This window comes from Exiguobacterium sp. SH1S1, from assembly GCF_004337245.1.
Classification (GTDB): domain Bacteria; phylum Bacillota; class Bacilli; order Exiguobacteriales; family Exiguobacteriaceae; genus Exiguobacterium; species Exiguobacterium aurantiacum_A.
Genome location: NZ_SJUZ01000004.1, coordinates 86452 through 105062 on the forward strand (window position 1 = coordinate 86452; position 18611 = coordinate 105062).

Below are 18611 nucleotides of genomic sequence, written 5' to 3' on the forward strand. Positions count from 1 at the left end.
ACGTGCCCATCTCACCCGGTCTTGTTTGAAACGACACGTTTCCTTGTCTGCTCGATCACAATCAAAAGCAGGCCCGCTAGCAGCAAAACAATCCCGGTCAGCGTGAATTTCTGCGTTAACGAGACGGACAGCCACCCTAAGAGAGCCGAACCCACGACCGTACCGAGAGAGAAAAACGCATAGAAGTAGCCGTATGATTTGCCTCGATTGGCACTGTTCGTCGCTTTGATCAACATCGTGTTGATGGCCGGGAACAAAATAGCGAAGCCGACGCCATAACAGCCGAGCACGAGATAGAGCAGATTTGCGCTACCCGACAAACCGATCAGAATTTGACTAACCCCAAGGATGCCGATCCCGAGCGCAGCCAAGCGCGCCGGCTCGAACCGGTCGAAGATACGGTTCGTCGGCAAGACGAACACGAGGACGGCAGCAACGCCAAACGTGCTGAGCAACGTCCCGCTGAGCCGTGAGTCGTAACCGAGCGCTTGCACGTAAAGCGGTAATAAATAAGCGAGCGCTCCTTGCGAGAACATTAATAAAAACGCCCCGACATACGCTTTGACGACGTCACGCTCTAGCGTTTTCGAACCAACCACTTCGCGCCGGTCCTCATGTTTAACAGCGAATCGCAACCGCTTTAACACGACGAGGGCAAGCAAAGCCACAAGCACGCCATACGCCGCCACGTACGTAAATACGACCGGGACCGATGTGCGGCTGGCCATGATGCCGCTGAACGCTGGTCCTAGAATCGCCGCCAACCCGACGAAGCTCCCGGTGAGCGCCACTTTTTTCCCTTGTCGATTGGCCGCGGTCAAGTTCGCGGATAGCGTAAACGCAGCCGGTACAATCAAGCCGGCCACGAATCCGTGAACGACACGCACCACCAATAACATCGAAGCATCATCGACAAGGCGATACATGAGCAGACTCGCACTTGATAACACTAAACCGACGAGTAAGATTCGGAACGGACCGAACTTGTCCGTCCAAACGCCAGACAAAATGTTCCCGAACGTGTTCGACAATGAATAGATGGCAATGACGACACCGGCGATGAACGGCGTCGCACCGACTGAGGTCGCGAACGTGCTCATGACGGGAAGTTGGGCAAACAGATCAAAAAACGCAAAAAAGACGATACTATAAATCACAAAAGCGGATGGTTTATTCACGGAATTCTCTCCTTAGCTCAGCACCTCCACGGACACTGAGTTTTCAGCTTCAGTCTAGCTTGCCGGTTCCGCTTTGTATAGACACGTTGGCACACTGACACAAAAAGTCCCTACAAACGTTGCGTCTGTAGGGACTTATGATTTAGTTCGTCACTTCGACTGCTGTGTCGAGGGCGACACGAATCATCTCGTCGAACGTCGATTGACGTTCTTCTGATGTCGTCTCTTCACCCGTTAACAAGTGGTCAGAGATCGTGAGGATCGTCAAGGCGTTGACTTTATGTTTCGCCGCGAGCGTGTAAAGGCCGGCTGCTTCCATCTCGATTGCGAGGCAACCGAAGTCCGCCCACTTTTTGAAGTGGTGGAAGTCATCTTGGTAGAACTGGTCGGCCGTGAAGATTTGACCGACTTTGACCGGGATGCCCGCTTTCTCCGCGTTCATATACGCACGATGTAGGAGGTCGAACGTCGCTGTCGGTGCGTAGTCCATGCCGTCGAACCGGACACGGTTTTGTCCCATCTCACTCGACGCGCTCATCGCGATGACAACGTCACGCACTTTGACGTCTTCTTGAATCCCGCCGGCTGTACCGACACGAATCAAGTTTTTAGCACCGTACGACATGATCAATTCGTTGACGTAAATCGACATCGACGGCACACCCATACCTGTCCCTTGAACAGAGATGCGTTTGCCTTTATACGTACCCGTGAAACCGTACATGCCACGCACTTCGTTATACAGTTCGACATCCTCTAAGAACGTCTCGGCGATGTATTTCGCGCGCAACGGATCTCCTGGAAGTAATACCGTTTCTGCGATTTGTCCTTCTTTTGCCCCAATGTGTACACTCATGATAAAATTCCTCCTTTAAAGTTGTCGTTGGTAGTCTTCCCGATATTCGTTCGGGGTAACACCAACTTGTTTTTTAAAGACTTTTCGGAAGTATTTGTCGTCCGAAAAACCAACCGCTTGGGCGACTTCATAAATACGTTGTCTACTTGTTTCAAGGAGACGCTTGGCTTCGAGCATGCGGATCGACAGCAAGTACTCGGATAAGTTGACGCCATACTGCTGCTTAAAACGACGCGATATGTATTCGCGGCTCAAGTAAAAGCGCTCGCTCATCCCTTGCAAGCTGAGCTCTTCCGCATAATGACGCTCAATAAACGCACCGATTTGGAAGATTGGGTCTTCCTCGGCTGGACAGACGTCTGCGAGGGCACGTTCGAGCGTATCGTTCAACACGTCCGGATCAATCGGTTTCAGCAAGTAATCGAAGCTGCCGAGCTGAATCGCGCGCCGCATATACGAATACTCATCGTACCCGGTCAACACGATCAGCTTTACCGACTCCACCTCTTGATGCACCCATTCCATCAACTCAATCCCGTTGCAGCGCGGCATTTGAATATCCGATAAAACCAAGGCCGGGCGCTCTTTCGTGATAATCCGTTTCGCTTCTTCGCCGTCGCTCGCTTCGAACACTTTCGTGACGCCGAGACGTTCCCACTCCCCAAGCAATTTGACCGCTTCCCGTACTGGCGACTCATCGTCGACGATCAATACTTTCGTCATGACGCACCCGCCTCCTTCACGGCCGGGAAACGCATGATGATGCGGAATCCGCCGGTCTCTGGTGTAGCCAACATAAACTCAGCCTCCCGATTATAGTTTAACATGAGTCGATCGCGAATGTTCTTTAAACCGGTGCCTTCCGCACCATGAATCGGTCCTGTCGACCGTTCGATCCGTTGTTGCAGGGCGTTCAGCTCAAAGTCCGAGATCGCTCGCCCGCTGTTCTCACAACGGATGATGAGGGCGGCTCCCGTTTGACGGATGTTTAAGCAGAATCGATTGGCCGCCGTCGCCCCGTCCCGCTCAAACCCATGTTTGAAAAAGTTCTCCGCGAGCGGTTGGAGGATCATCTTCGGAACGATCAAGTCGAGCAACGCGTCCGGGACGTCGACCTCGACGTCGAACTGATCGGGGAAGCGGACCTGTTGGAGCCGAACGTACGAATTGAGATGCTCGACTTCGCGCTTGAGCGTCACCATCGACTCGTCCGGGTGCATCGTGTACCGCATCATCGAGGATAACTGTGTGATTAAGCGATAAACCGTTTTACCGTCCCCTTTTAGGGCGAGCGTCCCGATCGACTGCAGCGCATTGAATAAAAAATGCGGGTTCGTTTGTGCCTGCAGGGCGCGCAGTTCGTTCGTCCGATTTTCGAGTGCCAACCGATATTCGCGCTGAATCAAGTCATCGATCCGTTCGATCATCCGTTTGAACTGCCGACCAAGGACGCCGAACTCATCATTTCCCAGGGAATCGAACGAAACGGTCATGTCCCCTTGCTCGATTCGCCAAATGTTCGACGTGAGCGTTTTAATCGGCGTCGTCAAACGCATCGATGCATATGTCGCCCCGATCAACGCTAAAACGAGCGAAACCATCCCGACGACGAAGATGATGAATGACGTCCGGGATGCCGGTTCAATCAACAACCGATCCGGAATCGATTTCCCGACATAAAACGTTTGATTTTCAAACTCGAACGATTTAATGATCCGATGATGTTTCCCGTCGACCGACATCGACTTCGCCGCCACAGTGTCCGGGATGTCCTCGTCCCCGAGCTTGGCAAACACTTGATTGTTCCCGCCAATAAACCAAAGGCTTTCCTCCGGATTGTTTTGCAACGACGCGAGTTGTCCGACAAACACTTCTTCCGGTATATCGATCGAGAGGATTGCGAGCGGTTTATCCGTCTCGATCTTGTCGAGCCGGAAATGAAGCGTCACGACCTCTTCTGCCGAGACGATCGGTCCAAAGTCATGGTACGGGACGAGCGGATGCGACGCCTCGAGCAAGACACGGCTCTCTTCATACTTCAGCAATTGTTGTTGAATCGCACTCGGTTGTTTTTTCGAACGTGGTGACACTTTCATTTTATAGGCGGCGAACGAGTCCATGTCTTCAAGCATGAGCAATTGAATCTGTGCGACATCCTCCCGTGATAAGTACATACCAAGGAGGGCCCGCCGAACTTCAAGCTCCGTCTGCTCGAGTGACAGCCCGGGACCGTATTCAAGAATGTCGAGGACGTCCCGATTGGCGTATAGGCTCGTCGGCAGGCGGCTCAAGTCAGAGATGTAGCGTTCGATCTGCAACGTCCCGCGCTCGAGTGACCAGTCCGTGAGCTCGAGACCGCGCTCTCGTTCCCGGTCTTTGACGTACCAAAATGATATGACGGTCGCTAAAATAACCGGAACGATGATCGTCAATGCGATCATCCCGGTCAATTTCGTACGGATGCTCCTCACCGACACCCCTCCTCTTGAAGATTATATCACGGGTCATGCAAGCGTTTGCAATCCCAACATAAAAAACTCGTCCCTCAGTTTCCCGAGAGACGAGCCAGCTGTTCATTCATAAGAACGTAGCAGTTCTATAATCCCAAATTCGTGGCTCCAATCTTTCGCCACATCGATCGGCGTCATACCATCGTCATTTTCTATGGTGACATCTGCCCCGCTTTCGAGCAAGAGCACTAATGAATCGTAGTCCATTCCATCATTGTACAGCAAGTTATGGAGCGGCGTATCGCCATAACTGTCTTGCATATTGACATCTGCCCCATTCGCCAGCTCTTCTCGAATCGCATCGGCACCTGCATTGTCGTACGCCAATTCTTGGAGCGGTTCTTCCGTCATTTCACCGGCGAACCCTTCGCTGAACGGTGAAGCGGCGAGGCTCGTGAACCCATCACTCATGACGAGCCACGCGATGATGGCCCCGTTGACGAGCACGGTGACGACAATCGTTCCGATGATTGAGGCTTTGACATAACCAGCCGTCTTGAACATCGGCACGTTCGCCTCACCGGCATGCGTGGCGATAGCGGCGATCCGTTTCGGCAATGTCGGATGCGTCGAAATCAGTTCGCTATATTTGGCGATGAACCCGTTCTCACGGCTTGCTTCATATAAATAGTCGAACTCGTTCACTTCTTTGGCGAGCTTTCCGCCGACGGCAAGGATGGTGAGCGCTCGTTTTGAAGCCGCTTCGTCTTGAATATAATGCGCGGCCATCCGGTCGCACGTATATTCGCACGCGCGTGAATACGCTGTCCCTAAAAATGGAACGATATTCCCGAGCAAGACGAGCCACTGTTTTTGGACGTGATTGCGGCGGATGTGCGCGAGTTCATGCGCGATGACGAACTCGACTTCTTTCGTCTGACCGTTCCGCGACAGTTCCACGACGTCCGAATACAAGATGATCATATTCTTTTGGAAGAATCGGGTCGCGAACGCGTTCAAGACCCCGCCCGCCTGTAAAATATAGACGTCTGGCAACAAACGGATACCCATCCCTTGTCCGACGCGCTGATACATCTCATGCAGGTCGGCGAATTGTCGCTCCGTCACTTTGACCCCGTTCGTCCGAATATAGCCGATTTGAATCCAGTGTGCGAACATCGACAGCGAGACGATTAGCCCGATGATCCACAGGAAGATACCGAGTGAGGCAATCGTCAAGACGATTCCGACAATAATTGTCAGGATGCTCATCGCGACAAGCAGTCCGAAATACAATTGTTCGTGCTTATGTACCAATTTTGAATGATTCATGTCATTAACTCCTTCATTTTCCAATTACCGTCTTTATTATACGGAATCTCACACGTAAAACAACAAAAAAATAGAAACTGACGAAATGTCAGCTTCTAACGTAATTCGAGCACGAACAGTTGATCGTCTTCCGCTCCTGGATTTCCACGGCCGTCCGTATTGTTCGTGATGTAATACAGGCGATCATCTTCTAACCAGACGTCACGGATGCGACCTTGATCCTCGACGAGCGGAATGACTTCGCGCGTCTCACGGTCGATCGCGACCAAACGATTCCCACGCAACGTCGCCATATAGACGTACTGATCGTCGGCAACGATGCCAGATGGCGCCCATGACGTTCCCCCGACCTCAAACCAAGGCGTCTCGAGACCGTCTTCCGTCTCATCGGCCTCGATGATCGGCCACCCGTAATTGTTTCCTGGCTCGATGATGTTCACTTCGTCATGACCGGATGCCCCATGTTCGCTCGCATAGAGCACGTCTTCGATGACGGTCAACCCTTGCGGATTCCGATGGCCGGACGAATAAATCCAATCGACCGGGTCCCCTTCGCCGGACAACGGCACGCGCAGGATTTTCCCGGCAATCGATGTCTCATCTTGAGCGAGGTCTGGGACGAGTGCGTCTCCGGTCGTGACCCAAATCACGTCACCGTCGAGTAATAAGCGTCCGCCGTTATGAAACTGCGCTCCGGGAATGTCTTCCAAGACGATGTCCGTCTCTTCAAATCGTTCTCCGTCCCACGTCAATTCGACGACCCGGTTCCGCACATCCCCAGGTATCCCGTACGTATGATAGGCGTACAGCTGTCGCGACGTCGCAAAGTCATCCGCGAGAGCAAGACCGAGTAGTCCGCCTTCCCCGATTTCAAGCACATCTTCAGTCAGTTCGACCGGTTGACGCGAGACGTTACCGTCAGCATCAATGACAGCAATCGTTCCCCCGCGCTCTGAAACAAGCCAACCGTCCTCGGTTCGTGTAATCGACCATGGGACGTCGAGCTGTCGCGCAATCGATTCGTTCGCCCCAACCGATAACGCGTCATCTTCGTTCGGCGCAACCGATAACGCGTCATCTTCGTTCGGCGCAACTTCCGTCGATTCAGCCGGTTGTTCGATCGGGGTTTCCTCTTCTTGGACCGCATCGTCCGCCGAATCAGACGCACAACCGGCAACAAAGACGAGTGACAACATGAGTAACCATCGTTTCAACGTGACCGCCTCCTTTCCCCCATCATACCGCGCTTTTAGGCGTCACGTGAAGGTTCGGGTGGGCGGGCCGGTAACCGAAGCGCGATGAGCAAGGCGATGAACGCCGCGAGCGCCGCTCCGACGAAGACACTGTTCAGTCCCGAGGCGATCAACTGCTCACCTTGCAGGCGAACACCCTCGTCAAGCGTGGCACTCGCCGCCTGGTTGAAGAACGATTCGAGCGAGGCACCGCTCAACGTTTCGTCGTTCCGGAATCCGCTCAAGACGATAAAGTTGAACATCGCCCCGAACACCGCGACGCCGAGCGTCTGTCCGACCGTACTTAAAAACGAGTTCGCCGCTGTCGCTGTCCCGCGCTGACGGTATGACACGACCGTCTGCAACACGACGATGAACATCGGTTGTGACAAACCGAATCCGACGCCGATGATGGCGACGGCGAGGTACACCCAGACGTCCGAACTCGATGGAGTCATCAGCGTCAAGATGACCGTCCCGATCAAGAGCAGGCCCATCCCGAAGACAGCTCGTCGTCGCGGTGATGCCGCTCCGAGCGTCCGTCCGCCGATAATCGACGTGAACGTCCATGCGACCGAGAGCGGCATGAGCATAAAGCCCGCCTCCGTCGCCGATTTACCAAGTACAGCCTGCGCCCAAATCGGGATGTAGGCTGACATCGAGACGAGCACCCAAGCAGCAAAGAAGACGGCCCCGTTGATGGACGCGATAATCGGCTGCTTCAAAAGCTCGAGCGGCAGGAGTGGTGTCTTGGCCCGGCGCTCCGACATGAAGAAATTGACGAGCAAGATAAGACTGAGCACAGCGCTGACGACGACCGGTAACGTCAAGATGTTCGTTTCACTGAACGTGATCAAGGCGTACAAGAATGCGGTCGTCCCCCCGGCGAACAGGAGTGCCCCTTTTATATCGATCCGTTCGGTCGTCTCGGCGACCGTCTCTTTATAAAATGTGACGATCATGATGAACGATAAGAGCGCAAACGGAACGTTCAACAAGAACACGTAGCGCCAAGACAACGTCTCGACCAAAAATCCTCCGATGACCGGTCCGAGTACACCGGACACGCCCCACACCGCGCTTAAAATCCCTTGGATTTTGCCGCGCTCTTCATACTTATACAAGTCCCCGATAATCGTCATCGAGATCGGCAGGACCGCACCGGCACCAAGACCTTGCAGCGCCCGAAACACGATCAACTGCTCCATCGATGTCGCTAAACCGCATAAGAGCGAGGCAAGTGTGAACAGCCCGATCCCAAACAAGAGGACACGCTTTCGACCGAACAAGTCGGCGACTTTCCCGTAAATCGGTGTCGACACCGCGGTAAATAGTAAGAAGGCGGCAAATACCCAACTAACGAGCGCCGCGCCGTTCAACTCGCTCGCAATGACCGGCGTCGCGACCGAGACGACCGTCCCTTCGATCGCCGCCAAAAAAGTCGCAAGCAGTAGTGCGACCGTAACATTCTTTCTCATCTGTTCCATCTCCCCACAAAAATAGTGGCGCCGGAAGGCTCCGACCACCACTTCAACTGTCTATTATTTTGTGCGAGCGGCGTCTGTTTGACAAGCCTCAACTTCCGGTTCGAAAAAGAAGTTTTTAATTTCGGCGTAAGCGGCCTGTTCATCTTGAACGAGGACACGTCCGGCCAGCCGGCCGGCATCAAGCATCCAGACTTCGTCAGCAAGCCTCGCCGCCACATCGAGCTGGTGTGTCGAGAACACGATCGTCGTCCCGCGATCGGCCTCTTCCCGCAACAGTCGGCCCAATACATGCATCCACGTCGGGTCGAGACCGTTCGTCGGCTCGTCTAGCAGTAAAATGTCAGGTTTCGTGACCAACGCTTGAGCGAGCAGGAGACGTTGCCGCATCCCTTTCGACAACATCCCGACCTGTTGCCGGGTCTTGGCGTCAAGCCCGACACGGTTCAATAGAGACGCATCCGGTTTGACTCCTTGAAGCAACGCGTAATACGCAAACGTCTCACCGACGGTCCACGACGGATCGAATGCGAAATCATCAGGCATATAACCAAACGATTGATTATACGATTTTCGACGGTCACGCGTCTCCCCGTTCAACGAGATATGACCGACACTCGGTGCGAGCGTACCGTTCATCATGTTCAGTAGCGTCGATTTCCCAGCCCCGTTGCTTCCGCATAAGGCGACGACCCGACCGTCGGCAATCGCTCCGTCAAGCGGATGGAGCGACCATACATCGCCATAGCGTTTACCGACCTGTTCAAGCTGAATCATGTCGTCCCTCCTGTCGAAGTAACCAAGCTGTCCCGAACCACAACACAAACACGACACTCAAGATCGCGATGCTGACGGTCAAACTACCGAGTGGGTCGCCGAGCCAGCCGATAAACGTTTCATAGACGGCCCCGAACAGGTCAGGTGCCGACAAGACCGAGCTCACCCAGACGCGCAGTAGCTCAAATCCGTTCAAAAACAGAAGCCCGACCATCGCACTCGCTTGCGACCCGTAAGGCAGCCAAGCAATCGTTGCCACGAGGAGCGTCGGCCAAAGTAAAACGAGGACGACCCAGACGATGAACGAGAGGAGCACGGCTCGAAGCCTCGTCCGTCCGACGACGCCGATGAACGTGCCGATCGCGGCACCGTACGCGGTGAGGCCGAACGCATACACCCATAGGACGAACCACGTCTCGAGCGGCATCGAAACAAGGAACGAGGCGAGCGCGAACGCAAGCGTGATGATGAGTCCTTGCGTCGCCAGGAATGCGCTGTAACGCATCCAGACCACGCGGCGCATCGACACCGTGAACGTCGAGACGAGTCGCATCCGCTTTGATTCACGCTCATTGCCCCACTGCAGTGCCGTCGTCAACATGACGAGGAGCGGTAACACGAGCCCGATCACCGTGACGAGTGTCGCGCTGACGTTCGTATACGCCGTCGCCACCGGGATCGCTTGGCCGAGACCACCCAGCAAGACGAGTGTCAGTACCCAAGCAAGCAAGAAGACGTAACTTTCTTTCTGACGCAGCGTACGGGACCATTCGATCCGCCATAACATCGCTTACTGCCTGTGACCGTCAGATGACTCATCCGAATCGTGCGCGTCACTCATGTCGCTCGCTTCGCCATCGTCGTCCGAATTCATTTTTTTATGACCGTTCATCTCGCCGCGTTCCCACGTGTGTTCTTTCAAGTCGTCTAAATCCATCACCATGCCGCCATTCTCTTCGGCATACGTCTCCGCGTCCGCTGCTTTTGCGAACGAGACGATGTTATAAGCCATCGGCGTTTTCGCTTCTTTATTATAGACAAACGTACCTTCATCTAAATCGACCCAGTCCATCGTATTGTAGTCTTTCACATACATCGCCGCGATGTCCTCTTCCGTTTGCTCAGGGTACCAGTCACGCATCAAACAACCGATATCGTCGAACGCATAGCCTTTCCCGTTGTCCATAATCGCTTCGGCAGCGAATTGTTTATCCATCACTTTCATCTTGCACACTTCACACTCGGTCTCGCCCCATTCGATATCGAACGGTTCCGCCGCAGCGCTCGAACACGCCCCAAGTGCGAGCGTCAAACTTGATGCGGCGAATAGTCCTGCCATTTTTTTATACGTAGTCATATCGTTTCCTCCCAAATATCCATAGTAAAACCATCATTCCGGTTAAAGCGACCGCTCCGAACGACCCGTTCCACTCGATGCGAAACGCGGACACAATTGGCCCTGCGTCCGTGAGTGTGACCTCGTCCGGGCTACGGAGCACACGTTCAAGCACGGTTAGCCCCGGGGCACCGTACAGCAACTCGAACGCTTCATATGAATCGGCCAATAAAAACAAGTACGGGTCGGCCCGAAACGGGATCTCACTGAACCCGTCGCGTGTCAAATCGAGCGTCTGTCCGCCCCAATCGTTTCCTTGAATCACATTGTCTGCCGACTCAAACGAGACGACCGGATACCGATTGCCGGTCAAGTCGTTCCCTGCCATCGTCATCCCGTTCGCCGACTTCAAGCGCAGTCCTACATCATTGCCGTTTACACCGTTGTCATGAATCGTCGTCCACTCCGATTTTTCCGCATAAATCCCGATCCGATTGCCGAAGATCGCGTTGGCACGCAACGTCGTCTCGACTGCTTCAAACAACATGATCCCGGTCGCCGTCGCGCCGACTTGGTCATGGATTTGTCCGTTCTCGATGACGACGCGCTCTGTCCCCATGATCATCGCACCTGCTCCGTTGCGCCGGAGGTTCGGCAAATTGATCGACACGTCTGTCGGAAACATGAGATGGACACCGTATCTAGCATCGGCAACGCTCGGTCGAATCAGCTGGTGACCCGACCCGTTCTCGATGTAGATCCCGTCACGGACTCGGTCGATGACCGCCCCTTTGATCAAAGCCGCTTCGCTGTTCAATAGCGAGATGCCCTCGTGTTGATTAGACCCCGAGATGACGGGACGGACGAGCCTTACCCCGTAGCTGTCTTCCACTACGATACCGGTCCCGGACGCTTCGACGGTCACATCGATCAGCTGATGGCCAAGCCCTGAGACTTGTATGGCAGCCACGTCCGTCTGCCGGCACTGTTCGACCAAAACATTCTCGAGCACCGCCCCGGTCCCTTCTAACCGAAACGCCGGTTCATTGCAGCTGACGAAGCGTTTCCCCGCACCGTCAAACGTCTCATTCGAACGGACCACGATCGGTTCGTCAAGCGTCACTAAATCGGACTCCGCGTGGACAGACGGGGCTGCGAACAACAAGCCGATGAGCAATCCAAGTTTTAGTTGTCTCATAACCCCTCCTCTTGATCAATCGCTTACAAAACATATTGTACGAAAACCTAGGGGGGTATGTGTGTGCTTTTTATGGGATTCCTGTGACAGTTTCTTCATAAAAAAAACACAAGCGGCGAAGGGGTCAGTTCGCTGCTTGTGTTTTCTTTATTTAGCTTTATCCATCCATACTTTTGTGAAGTCTTGGAGCATCTCGTCACCGGTCTTCTGACCGCCGACGTACGCTTGCATCAAGGCACCATACTCGTTGACCGCGCCGTCCGGATACTTGAACCAGTTCCATGAGATCGTCTTGCCTTCGTTCGAATAGGCAAGGATATCGTCAGCGAGTGGTCCGAGGTCGTTCGCTTCGATCGACTTGAACGCCGGGATGAACTTGAACTTGTTGACCATGTAGTCTTTTCCTGTGTCTGACGTCGCCATCCACTCGAGGAAGTCTTTCGCTTCTTCTTTATATTGTGAGTTTTTGTTGACGACCCAGTTATTCGGGACGCCGACCGGCAAGCGGTCCATCTTCTCTTTATCATCATTGATCGGAATCGGTACGAAGCCCATCTCGATGTCCGGATTCACGTCGAGAATCATCTGTTGGGCCCAGTTGCCTTGCTGGAGCATCGCTGTCTCGCCTTGGGCGAACTGTGTGACTTGCGTGTTGTAGTCCGTCGTGAGCGGGTTCTTGTTGCCGTATTTGATGGTCAGGTCGAACAGTTTCAAGAACTGTTGGAACTGCTCATTGTCTTCGAACTTCTCTTTGTTGTCGTTGAGCGCTTGGATGAACGCATCGGGATCATCTTGTTGTGCCATCGGGATGTTGAGCAAGTGGATGCCGAGAATCCAAAACTCCGCGTATCCGACCGAGAACGGGGTGATGCCCGCCTTGTCCAATTTTTCAGCCGCGTCCGTCAATTCAGACAGCGTCTTCGGCAGTTCACTGATGCCCGCTTTCTCAAACAGCTCCTTATTGTAGATGAAACCGTAGCCTTCAAGGTTCATCGGCATACCGTACAGTTTCCCGTCCATCGTCATCGGTTCTTTGGCCACTTCCGTCAAATCACCGACCCACTTTTCATCCGACAAATCTTCCAACTTATCTTTCCACGTCTGCGCTTCCGTGAAGCCACCGTTGTTAAAGATATCCGGTTCATTGCCAGATGCGAATTGCGATTTGAGCGCGGCACCGTAGTCGGCTCCGCCGCCGACCGTTTGAACGGTTACTTTGACGCCCGTCTCTTCTTCATATTCTTTCGCCATCGCCTCGAGGTCTTTAGCGATTTCGGCTTTAAATTGGAAGACGTTCAACGTCACATCTTTTGAGTCACCGCTATCCGCGTTCCCGTCAGCCGACCCTTCCCCTTCTGTGAGCGATCCGCCCCCGCAGGCAGCGAGCGTCAATACCATGCCAGCCGTCATCACAGCTGTCGATAATCTCCATTTGCGTTTCATCTTGCTTCCTCCCTCGGTGTGTAAGTCGACTAAAATAATCGATCCAATCAGTACACCCTTACTTTAAATGAAAACGCTTCCATTATGTAGGTGTCAAAATTGACGTGTAGGGTGGAAAATGTTGTACAGAAAACCAGGACTTTCTCGTAAGAAAGTCCTGGCTCATTTGCTTCTATATAATTACAACAGGCTAATTCCAGCTTCTTCGCACGCCGCGACCATCTCGCTCGGCCAGACCGACGATTGGACTTCACCGATATGACGGGCCCGGAGCAGATACATGGCGACACGTGACTGGCCGATTCCGCCTCCGACCGTAAGTGGGAGACGTCCTTCGAGCACGGCTTGATGGAACGGATACTTCCGCTTCTCTTCCGCGCCGGCTGTCACCAACTGCTCAGCGAGCGCTGTCTCATCGACACGGATTCCCATCGACGACAGTTCGAACGCCGTCTCGAGTTCTGGATGCCAGACGAGAATATCGCCGTTGAGCGACCAGTCGTCATAGTCAGCCGCTCGGCCATCATGTTTCTCTCCTGAGGCGAGCGCGCCTCCGATTTGTGAGAGGAAGACCGCGCCATGCTCTTTACAAATCGCATGTTCCCGTTCTTTTGGCGTCAGCGTCGGATACAGGTCTTCTAGCTCTTGGCTCGTCAAGAAGTGAATCGACTCAGGAAGAATCGCTTCGATCGCGTATGCCGACTCGACCGACCGTTCCGTTTCAAGCAAGGCCGCATAAATCGATTCGACGGTCGCTTTCAAATAGTCGGTCGTCCGGTGTTCCCGGGCGATGACGCGTTCCCAGTCCCATTGATCGACATGAAGCGAGTGTGTCGCGTCGAGTTCTTCGTCGCGGCGGATCGCACGCATCTGTGTATACAACCCTTCGCCAACTTTGAACCCGTACCGGCCGAGCGCTTCGCGTTTCCATTTCGCAAGCGACTGGACGATCTCAAGCTCATGTCCCGGATATTGTGTGTCGAACTGAATGATGCGCTCGACGCCGTTCAAGTGATCGTTGACTCCGCTCGCCGATGTGACGAATAGCGGTGCCTGTACTTGCGTGAGACCTAGCGCCGTGCTGAACTTGTCCTCGAACATTGCCTTTACCGCCGTGATTGCCTGTTGTTTTTCCTTCATCATGCTTGTTGCTGTCGTTGTCATTTTGTCTTCCTCCAATTGTGGGATTTGGGACGGAGCAATAGAAAAAAGCCCTCCAATCCCATGGACTATGGGACGGAAGGCTTCAAGCTCCGCGGTGCCACCCAAATTAGTAGACGAATCTACTCACTTTTTCGAGACGAACATCTCGTAGTTCCGATAACGGGGAACGGTCCGGCTACGTCTACTTGCAAAGCGTTCGGGTAGCGACTCCAGGAGGTTCTTCGACAGAGATTTCAGTCCGGGCTCTCACCTTCCCCGGCTCGCTTTGCTTACGTCTTCTGTGTACTCGTCCTTTCAATGTCGTTCACAATTGAATTGAACTCATTATTATAAATATTCAGACGAATGTCAACAGCTTTTCTAAAAAAAATTCTCCCCCGTGTAGCGGACGAGGGAGATCCCTTGGGAAGGGTTATTTGATCGAGCCGCTCGTAATCCCTTTGATGATATGCTGTTGCATACCAAAGAAGAAGATGAGGAGCGGAACGATCCCAAGAACTAAACCAGCGAGTGCCAAATCCCATTGTTTCGTATATTGTCCGAAGAAATAGAACGTCGCGAGCGGGATCGTCCGCAGTTCAATGTCTCGGAGGACAAGTGAAGGTAACAGAAAATCGTTCCAAATCCATAGGCTGTTCAAGATGACGATCGTTACCGTGATCGGTTTCAAGAGCGGGAACACGATCCGCCAGAACAGCCCCCATGTCGAGCAACCGTCGATGATGGCCGCCTCTTCGATTTCTTCCGGGATCGATTTCATGAAGCCATGATATAAGAACACCGAAATACCTGACCCGAACCCGAGATACATGACCATCAGTCCCCAATGACTGTTCAATAGACCGAGCACGCTCGATACTTTCACGAGCGGAATCATGATCGATTGGAACGGGATGACCATCGCCGCGACGAACAAGAAGAAGATGACGGTCGAGATCCAATGTTTCGTCCGGACGAGCTTCCATGCCGCCATCGACGTGAAGATGACGATGACGATGTTCGCGCCGGCCGTGATCAAAAGCGAGTTCAAAAAGACGCGGCCATAGTTCATCGCCTCCCACGCTTCCGTATAGTTCGATCCGAGCCAGACGTTCGGGAGTGCGGACGTGTTCGTATAAATCTCAGCAATCGACTTGAACGAGTTGACGATGACGTAATAAAACGGGACGAGATACAACAGTCCTAGTAAAATAGCGACCAATTCGATGAGGCCAAGGCCGGTCGTATATCCGCTCGTCCGCAGCGGCTTTTGCGGCAACTGCCGTCTCGGCGTCTGATCTATTTTTGGTTCGAACTGTTCAATTTTTTCCGTCGTCATGCCTGCACCTCCCGTTTTTTCGTCAAATACACTTGGGTGACGGTGATCGCCGCGACGACGAGGAAGAAGATGACCGCTTTCGCCGAGCCGAGACCGTAATTGTTGTTCACGAACGACTCTGTATAAATGTTCAAGGCGAGCATCTCGGTCGATTTGAACGGTCCTCCGTTCGTGAGCGACAAATTCGTATCGAATACTTTGAACGACCAGGAGATCGTCAAGAACAGACAGATCGTAATCGATGGCATGATCATCGGGAGCGTGATATGGCGCAACATTTTCAACCGGTTCGCCCCGTCGATCCGGGCCGCCTCGAGCAAATCCGTAGGCACGTTCTGCAGCGCCGCGATATAGATGACCATCACGTAGCCCCCGCCTTGCCAGATCGCGACGATGACGATTCCCCAAAACGCTGTCTGGGCGTCGCCGAGCCACGGCAGCTCGAACAGGCTCCAGCCGGTCAATGATCCGATCGACTCGAATCCTTTCACGTAAATGAATTGCCAGATGAAACCAAGGATGAGTCCGCCAATCAAGTTCGGCATAAAGAAGACCGTTCGCAATATATTTCGCGTCTTAATATTCATCGTCAACAGTAGCGCCAATGAAAAGCCGACAATGTTCGTCATGATGACGGCCACGATCGTGTATTTCGTCGTGATCCAAAACGACGAACGGAACTGGGCGTCCTCGAACAAGAGTCGATGATAGTTATCCCATCCGACAAAGTTCAACTGACCGGTCACCCCGTTCCAGTCCGTGAAACTGTAATAGATCCCGTTAAAGAACGGGATGAGTACAATGGCCACGAACGCCAAAAAGGCCGGACCGACAAATGCGATAAAGCTTGCCGGCTTCTTCCAATTCCGTCTCTGTTTGCTTCGCTTCGGTGTTTCAATCATCTTCATCGCCTCCACTATCAATTTACCTGCAATGAAATAAAATGAAAACGGATACATTTGACGGAATGGGTGGAATATATTGAACTCAATTAGTGAATTTGCAGAACTGATGCGTTATGATAAAGTCAATGACAATACGAACGAGCCAGTTTATATTAGAGAAACGATCCAAATTATGGCTCGAATCACGAATGAATCAAACATAATATTAGTAAAACGTTCGAAAGTGGAGGGAATTTATACATGACGACAATCAAACCGTTATCTGACTTAGCGATCGCCCAACAAGCGGACATGCTCCCCATCAAGCAAATCGCTGAAAAGCTCGGCCTACAAGAAGATGATCTCGACCTTTACGGGAAATACAAAGCAAAACTGTCGTTCGATTTGCTCGAACAAGTGAAGACCCGAGCAGACGGCAAGCTCGTCCTCGTCACAGCCATCAATCCGACGCCCGCCGGAGAAGGAAAATCGACGGTCACCGTCGGACTCGGTCAAGCGTTGAACCGACTCGATAAACAAGCGATCGTCTGTCTCCGCGAGCCGTCACTCGGCCCGACGATGGGGCTAAAAGGCGGAGCGGCCGGCGGCGGATTCAGCCAAGTCTTGCCGATGGAAGACATCAACCTCCACTTCACGGGTGACATGCACGCCATCACGTCAGCCCACAACACGATCAGCGCCATGCTCGACAACCATCTTCATCAAGGCAACGACCTAAAAATCGACGTTCGGAAAATTGTCTGGAAGCGCGTCCTCGACTTGAACGACCGTGCCCTTCGCCACGTGACGGTCGGACTTGGCGGAGCCGCACACGGTGTCCCGCGCGAAGACGGTTTTGACATCACCGTCGCCTCAGAAATTATGGCGATCCTTTGCCTCGCCGATTCGCTCGCCGATCTAGAGGCGCGTATCAAGCGGATCGTCGTCGCCTACGACTTCGATAATGAACCCGTCACGGCTGAACAGATTGGTGCGGCCGGTGCGGCCACACTCTTACTGAAAGAGGCGTTCAAGCCAAACTTGGTCCAAACACTTGAACAGACCCCGGCTCTCGTCCACGGCGGCCCGTTCGCGAACATCGCGCACGGCTGTAACTCGCTCATCGCGACAAAGACTGCCTTGAAGCTCGGCGAATACGTCGTCACCGAGGCCGGCTTCGGAGCTGATCTTGGCGCCGAGAAGTTCTGTCATATTAAATCGCGTATCGGCAACTTAAGTCCTGATGCGGTCGTCCTCGTGGCGACAGTCCGCGCGTTGAAGATGCATGGTGGTGTCGCCAAAGACCAACTCCACATCGAAAACGTCGAGGCCGTCACAAAAGGCATGGAGTTGCTCGCCAAACATGTCGACACGATGACAAAGCTCGGTTTGCCAACCATCGTTGCCTTGAACCGCTTTAATTCAGATTCGATCGCAGAGCTCGACACTGTGCTCGACTGGTGCGAAACGCATCAAATCCGCGTCGCCCTCAGCGAAGTTTGGGCGAGCGGCGGACAAGGCGGACAAGCACTTGCCGAGGCCGTCATCGAGACAGTCGAGTCGAACGAAGCCATGCTCACACCTCTTTACGAGCTGACCGATTCGATCGAACAGAAGATTACGACGATTGCCCGAGAAGTTTACGGAGCGGCCGGCGTCACGTTCACCGCTACGGCGAAAAAACAAATGGCTCAAATTAAAGCGAACGGATGGGACGATTTGCCGATCTGTATGGCCAAAACACCGTTCTCACTATCCGACGATCCGACAAAACTCGGATACGTTCAAGGATTCACGGTAACCGTACGAGAGTTGAAACCGTCGGTCGGTGCCGGCTTCCTCGTCGCCTTGACGGGTAACGTCTTGACGATGCCAGGACTGCCAAAACATCCAGCCGCTCTCAACATGGGCATCGACGAGACAGGTAAGGCCATCGGATTGTTTTAATCCACACGACAA

Annotated in this window: 16 protein-coding genes and 1 other annotated feature; of the genes, 1 reads left to right on the top strand and 15 read right to left on the bottom strand. The window is 53.3% G+C overall.

Annotated features, from left to right (window positions below):
• Positions 1-11: 11 nt before the first annotated feature.
• The 15 genes from EVJ23_RS09390 to EVJ23_RS09460 all read right to left on the bottom strand — a co-directional run bounded on the left by EVJ23_RS09390 (position 12) and on the right by EVJ23_RS09460 (position 16670).
• The gene (locus tag EVJ23_RS09390; RefSeq protein ID WP_070328895.1) at positions 12-1178 is read right to left on the bottom strand and encodes an MFS transporter; all 1167 of its coding nucleotides are present in this window, start codon (positions 1176-1178) and stop codon (positions 12-14) included.
• Between the two features lie 142 nt (positions 1179-1320).
• Positions 1321-2034 (bottom strand): purine-nucleoside phosphorylase, encoded by a 714-nt coding sequence (deoD, locus tag EVJ23_RS09395; RefSeq protein ID WP_016508372.1) that lies wholly within the window; start codon positions 2032-2034, stop codon positions 1321-1323.
• A gap of 15 nt (positions 2035-2049) precedes the next feature.
• Positions 2050-2757 (bottom strand): response regulator transcription factor, encoded by a 708-nt coding sequence (locus EVJ23_RS09400; RefSeq protein WP_070328894.1) that lies wholly within the window; start codon positions 2755-2757, stop codon positions 2050-2052.
• A complete protein-coding gene (locus EVJ23_RS09405; RefSeq protein ID WP_236633746.1) occupies positions 2754-4505 on the bottom strand; it encodes a sensor histidine kinase in 1752 nt (583 codons plus the stop codon). Before EVJ23_RS09405 ends, EVJ23_RS09400 begins: the two co-directional genes overlap by 4 nt.
• Before the next feature lie 102 nt (positions 4506-4607).
• Complete coding sequence (locus EVJ23_RS09410; RefSeq protein WP_131465699.1) at positions 4608-5816, bottom strand: M48 family metallopeptidase; 1209 nt, start codon at positions 5814-5816, stop codon at positions 4608-4610.
• 95 nt (positions 5817-5911) lie between these two features.
• Complete coding sequence (locus EVJ23_RS09415; protein ID WP_236633747.1) at positions 5912-7030, bottom strand: PQQ-dependent sugar dehydrogenase; 1119 nt, start codon at positions 7028-7030, stop codon at positions 5912-5914.
• A 35-nt stretch (positions 7031-7065) separates the two neighbouring features.
• Positions 7066-8526: an MDR family MFS transporter gene (locus tag EVJ23_RS09420; protein WP_131465798.1), complete on the bottom strand. Its 1461-nt coding sequence runs from the start codon at positions 8524-8526 to the stop codon at positions 7066-7068.
• Between the two features lie 63 nt (positions 8527-8589).
• Positions 8590-9309 (bottom strand): ABC transporter ATP-binding protein, encoded by a 720-nt coding sequence (locus EVJ23_RS09425; protein ID WP_070328889.1) that lies wholly within the window; start codon positions 9307-9309, stop codon positions 8590-8592.
• Positions 9296-10096, bottom strand: a complete 801-nt coding sequence (locus EVJ23_RS09430; protein WP_070328888.1) for an ABC-2 transporter permease — start codon at positions 10094-10096, stop codon at positions 9296-9298. Before EVJ23_RS09430 ends, EVJ23_RS09425 begins: the two co-directional genes overlap by 14 nt.
• Before the next feature lie 3 nt (positions 10097-10099).
• Entirely contained in the window at positions 10100-10666 is a 567-nt protein-coding gene (locus EVJ23_RS09435; protein WP_201739233.1) for a nitrous oxide reductase accessory protein NosL, read from the bottom strand.
• The gene (locus EVJ23_RS09440; RefSeq protein WP_131443902.1) at positions 10653-11843 is read right to left on the bottom strand and encodes a right-handed parallel beta-helix repeat-containing protein; all 1191 of its coding nucleotides are present in this window, start codon (positions 11841-11843) and stop codon (positions 10653-10655) included. Before EVJ23_RS09440 ends, EVJ23_RS09435 begins: the two co-directional genes overlap by 14 nt.
• 147 nt (positions 11844-11990) lie before the next feature.
• On the bottom strand, positions 11991-13286 hold the full coding sequence (locus tag EVJ23_RS09445) for an ABC transporter substrate-binding protein (RefSeq protein WP_070328885.1): 1296 nt from the start codon (positions 13284-13286) through the stop codon (positions 11991-11993).
• A gap of 180 nt (positions 13287-13466) precedes the next feature.
• Positions 13467-14450: an aspartate--ammonia ligase gene (asnA, locus tag EVJ23_RS09450; protein ID WP_070328884.1), complete on the bottom strand. Its 984-nt coding sequence runs from the start codon at positions 14448-14450 to the stop codon at positions 13467-13469.
• Between the two features lie 65 nt (positions 14451-14515).
• Positions 14516-14757, bottom strand: a binding site (T-box leader).
• Positions 14758-14862: 105 nt separating this feature from the next.
• Positions 14863-15768: a carbohydrate ABC transporter permease gene (locus EVJ23_RS09455; RefSeq protein ID WP_083274118.1), complete on the bottom strand. Its 906-nt coding sequence runs from the start codon at positions 15766-15768 to the stop codon at positions 14863-14865.
• Positions 15765-16670, bottom strand: coding sequence for a carbohydrate ABC transporter permease (locus EVJ23_RS09460; protein WP_070328883.1), 906 nt, complete (start codon positions 16668-16670; stop codon positions 15765-15767). Before EVJ23_RS09460 ends, EVJ23_RS09455 begins: the two co-directional genes overlap by 4 nt.
• A 243-nt stretch (positions 16671-16913) precedes the next feature.
• Here EVJ23_RS09460 and EVJ23_RS09465 point away from each other — a divergent pair, with 243 nt between their 5' ends.
• Positions 16914-18599, top strand: a complete 1686-nt coding sequence (locus EVJ23_RS09465) for a formate--tetrahydrofolate ligase (protein WP_070328882.1) — start codon at positions 16914-16916, stop codon at positions 18597-18599.
• The last annotated feature ends 12 nt before the right edge of the window (positions 18600-18611 follow it).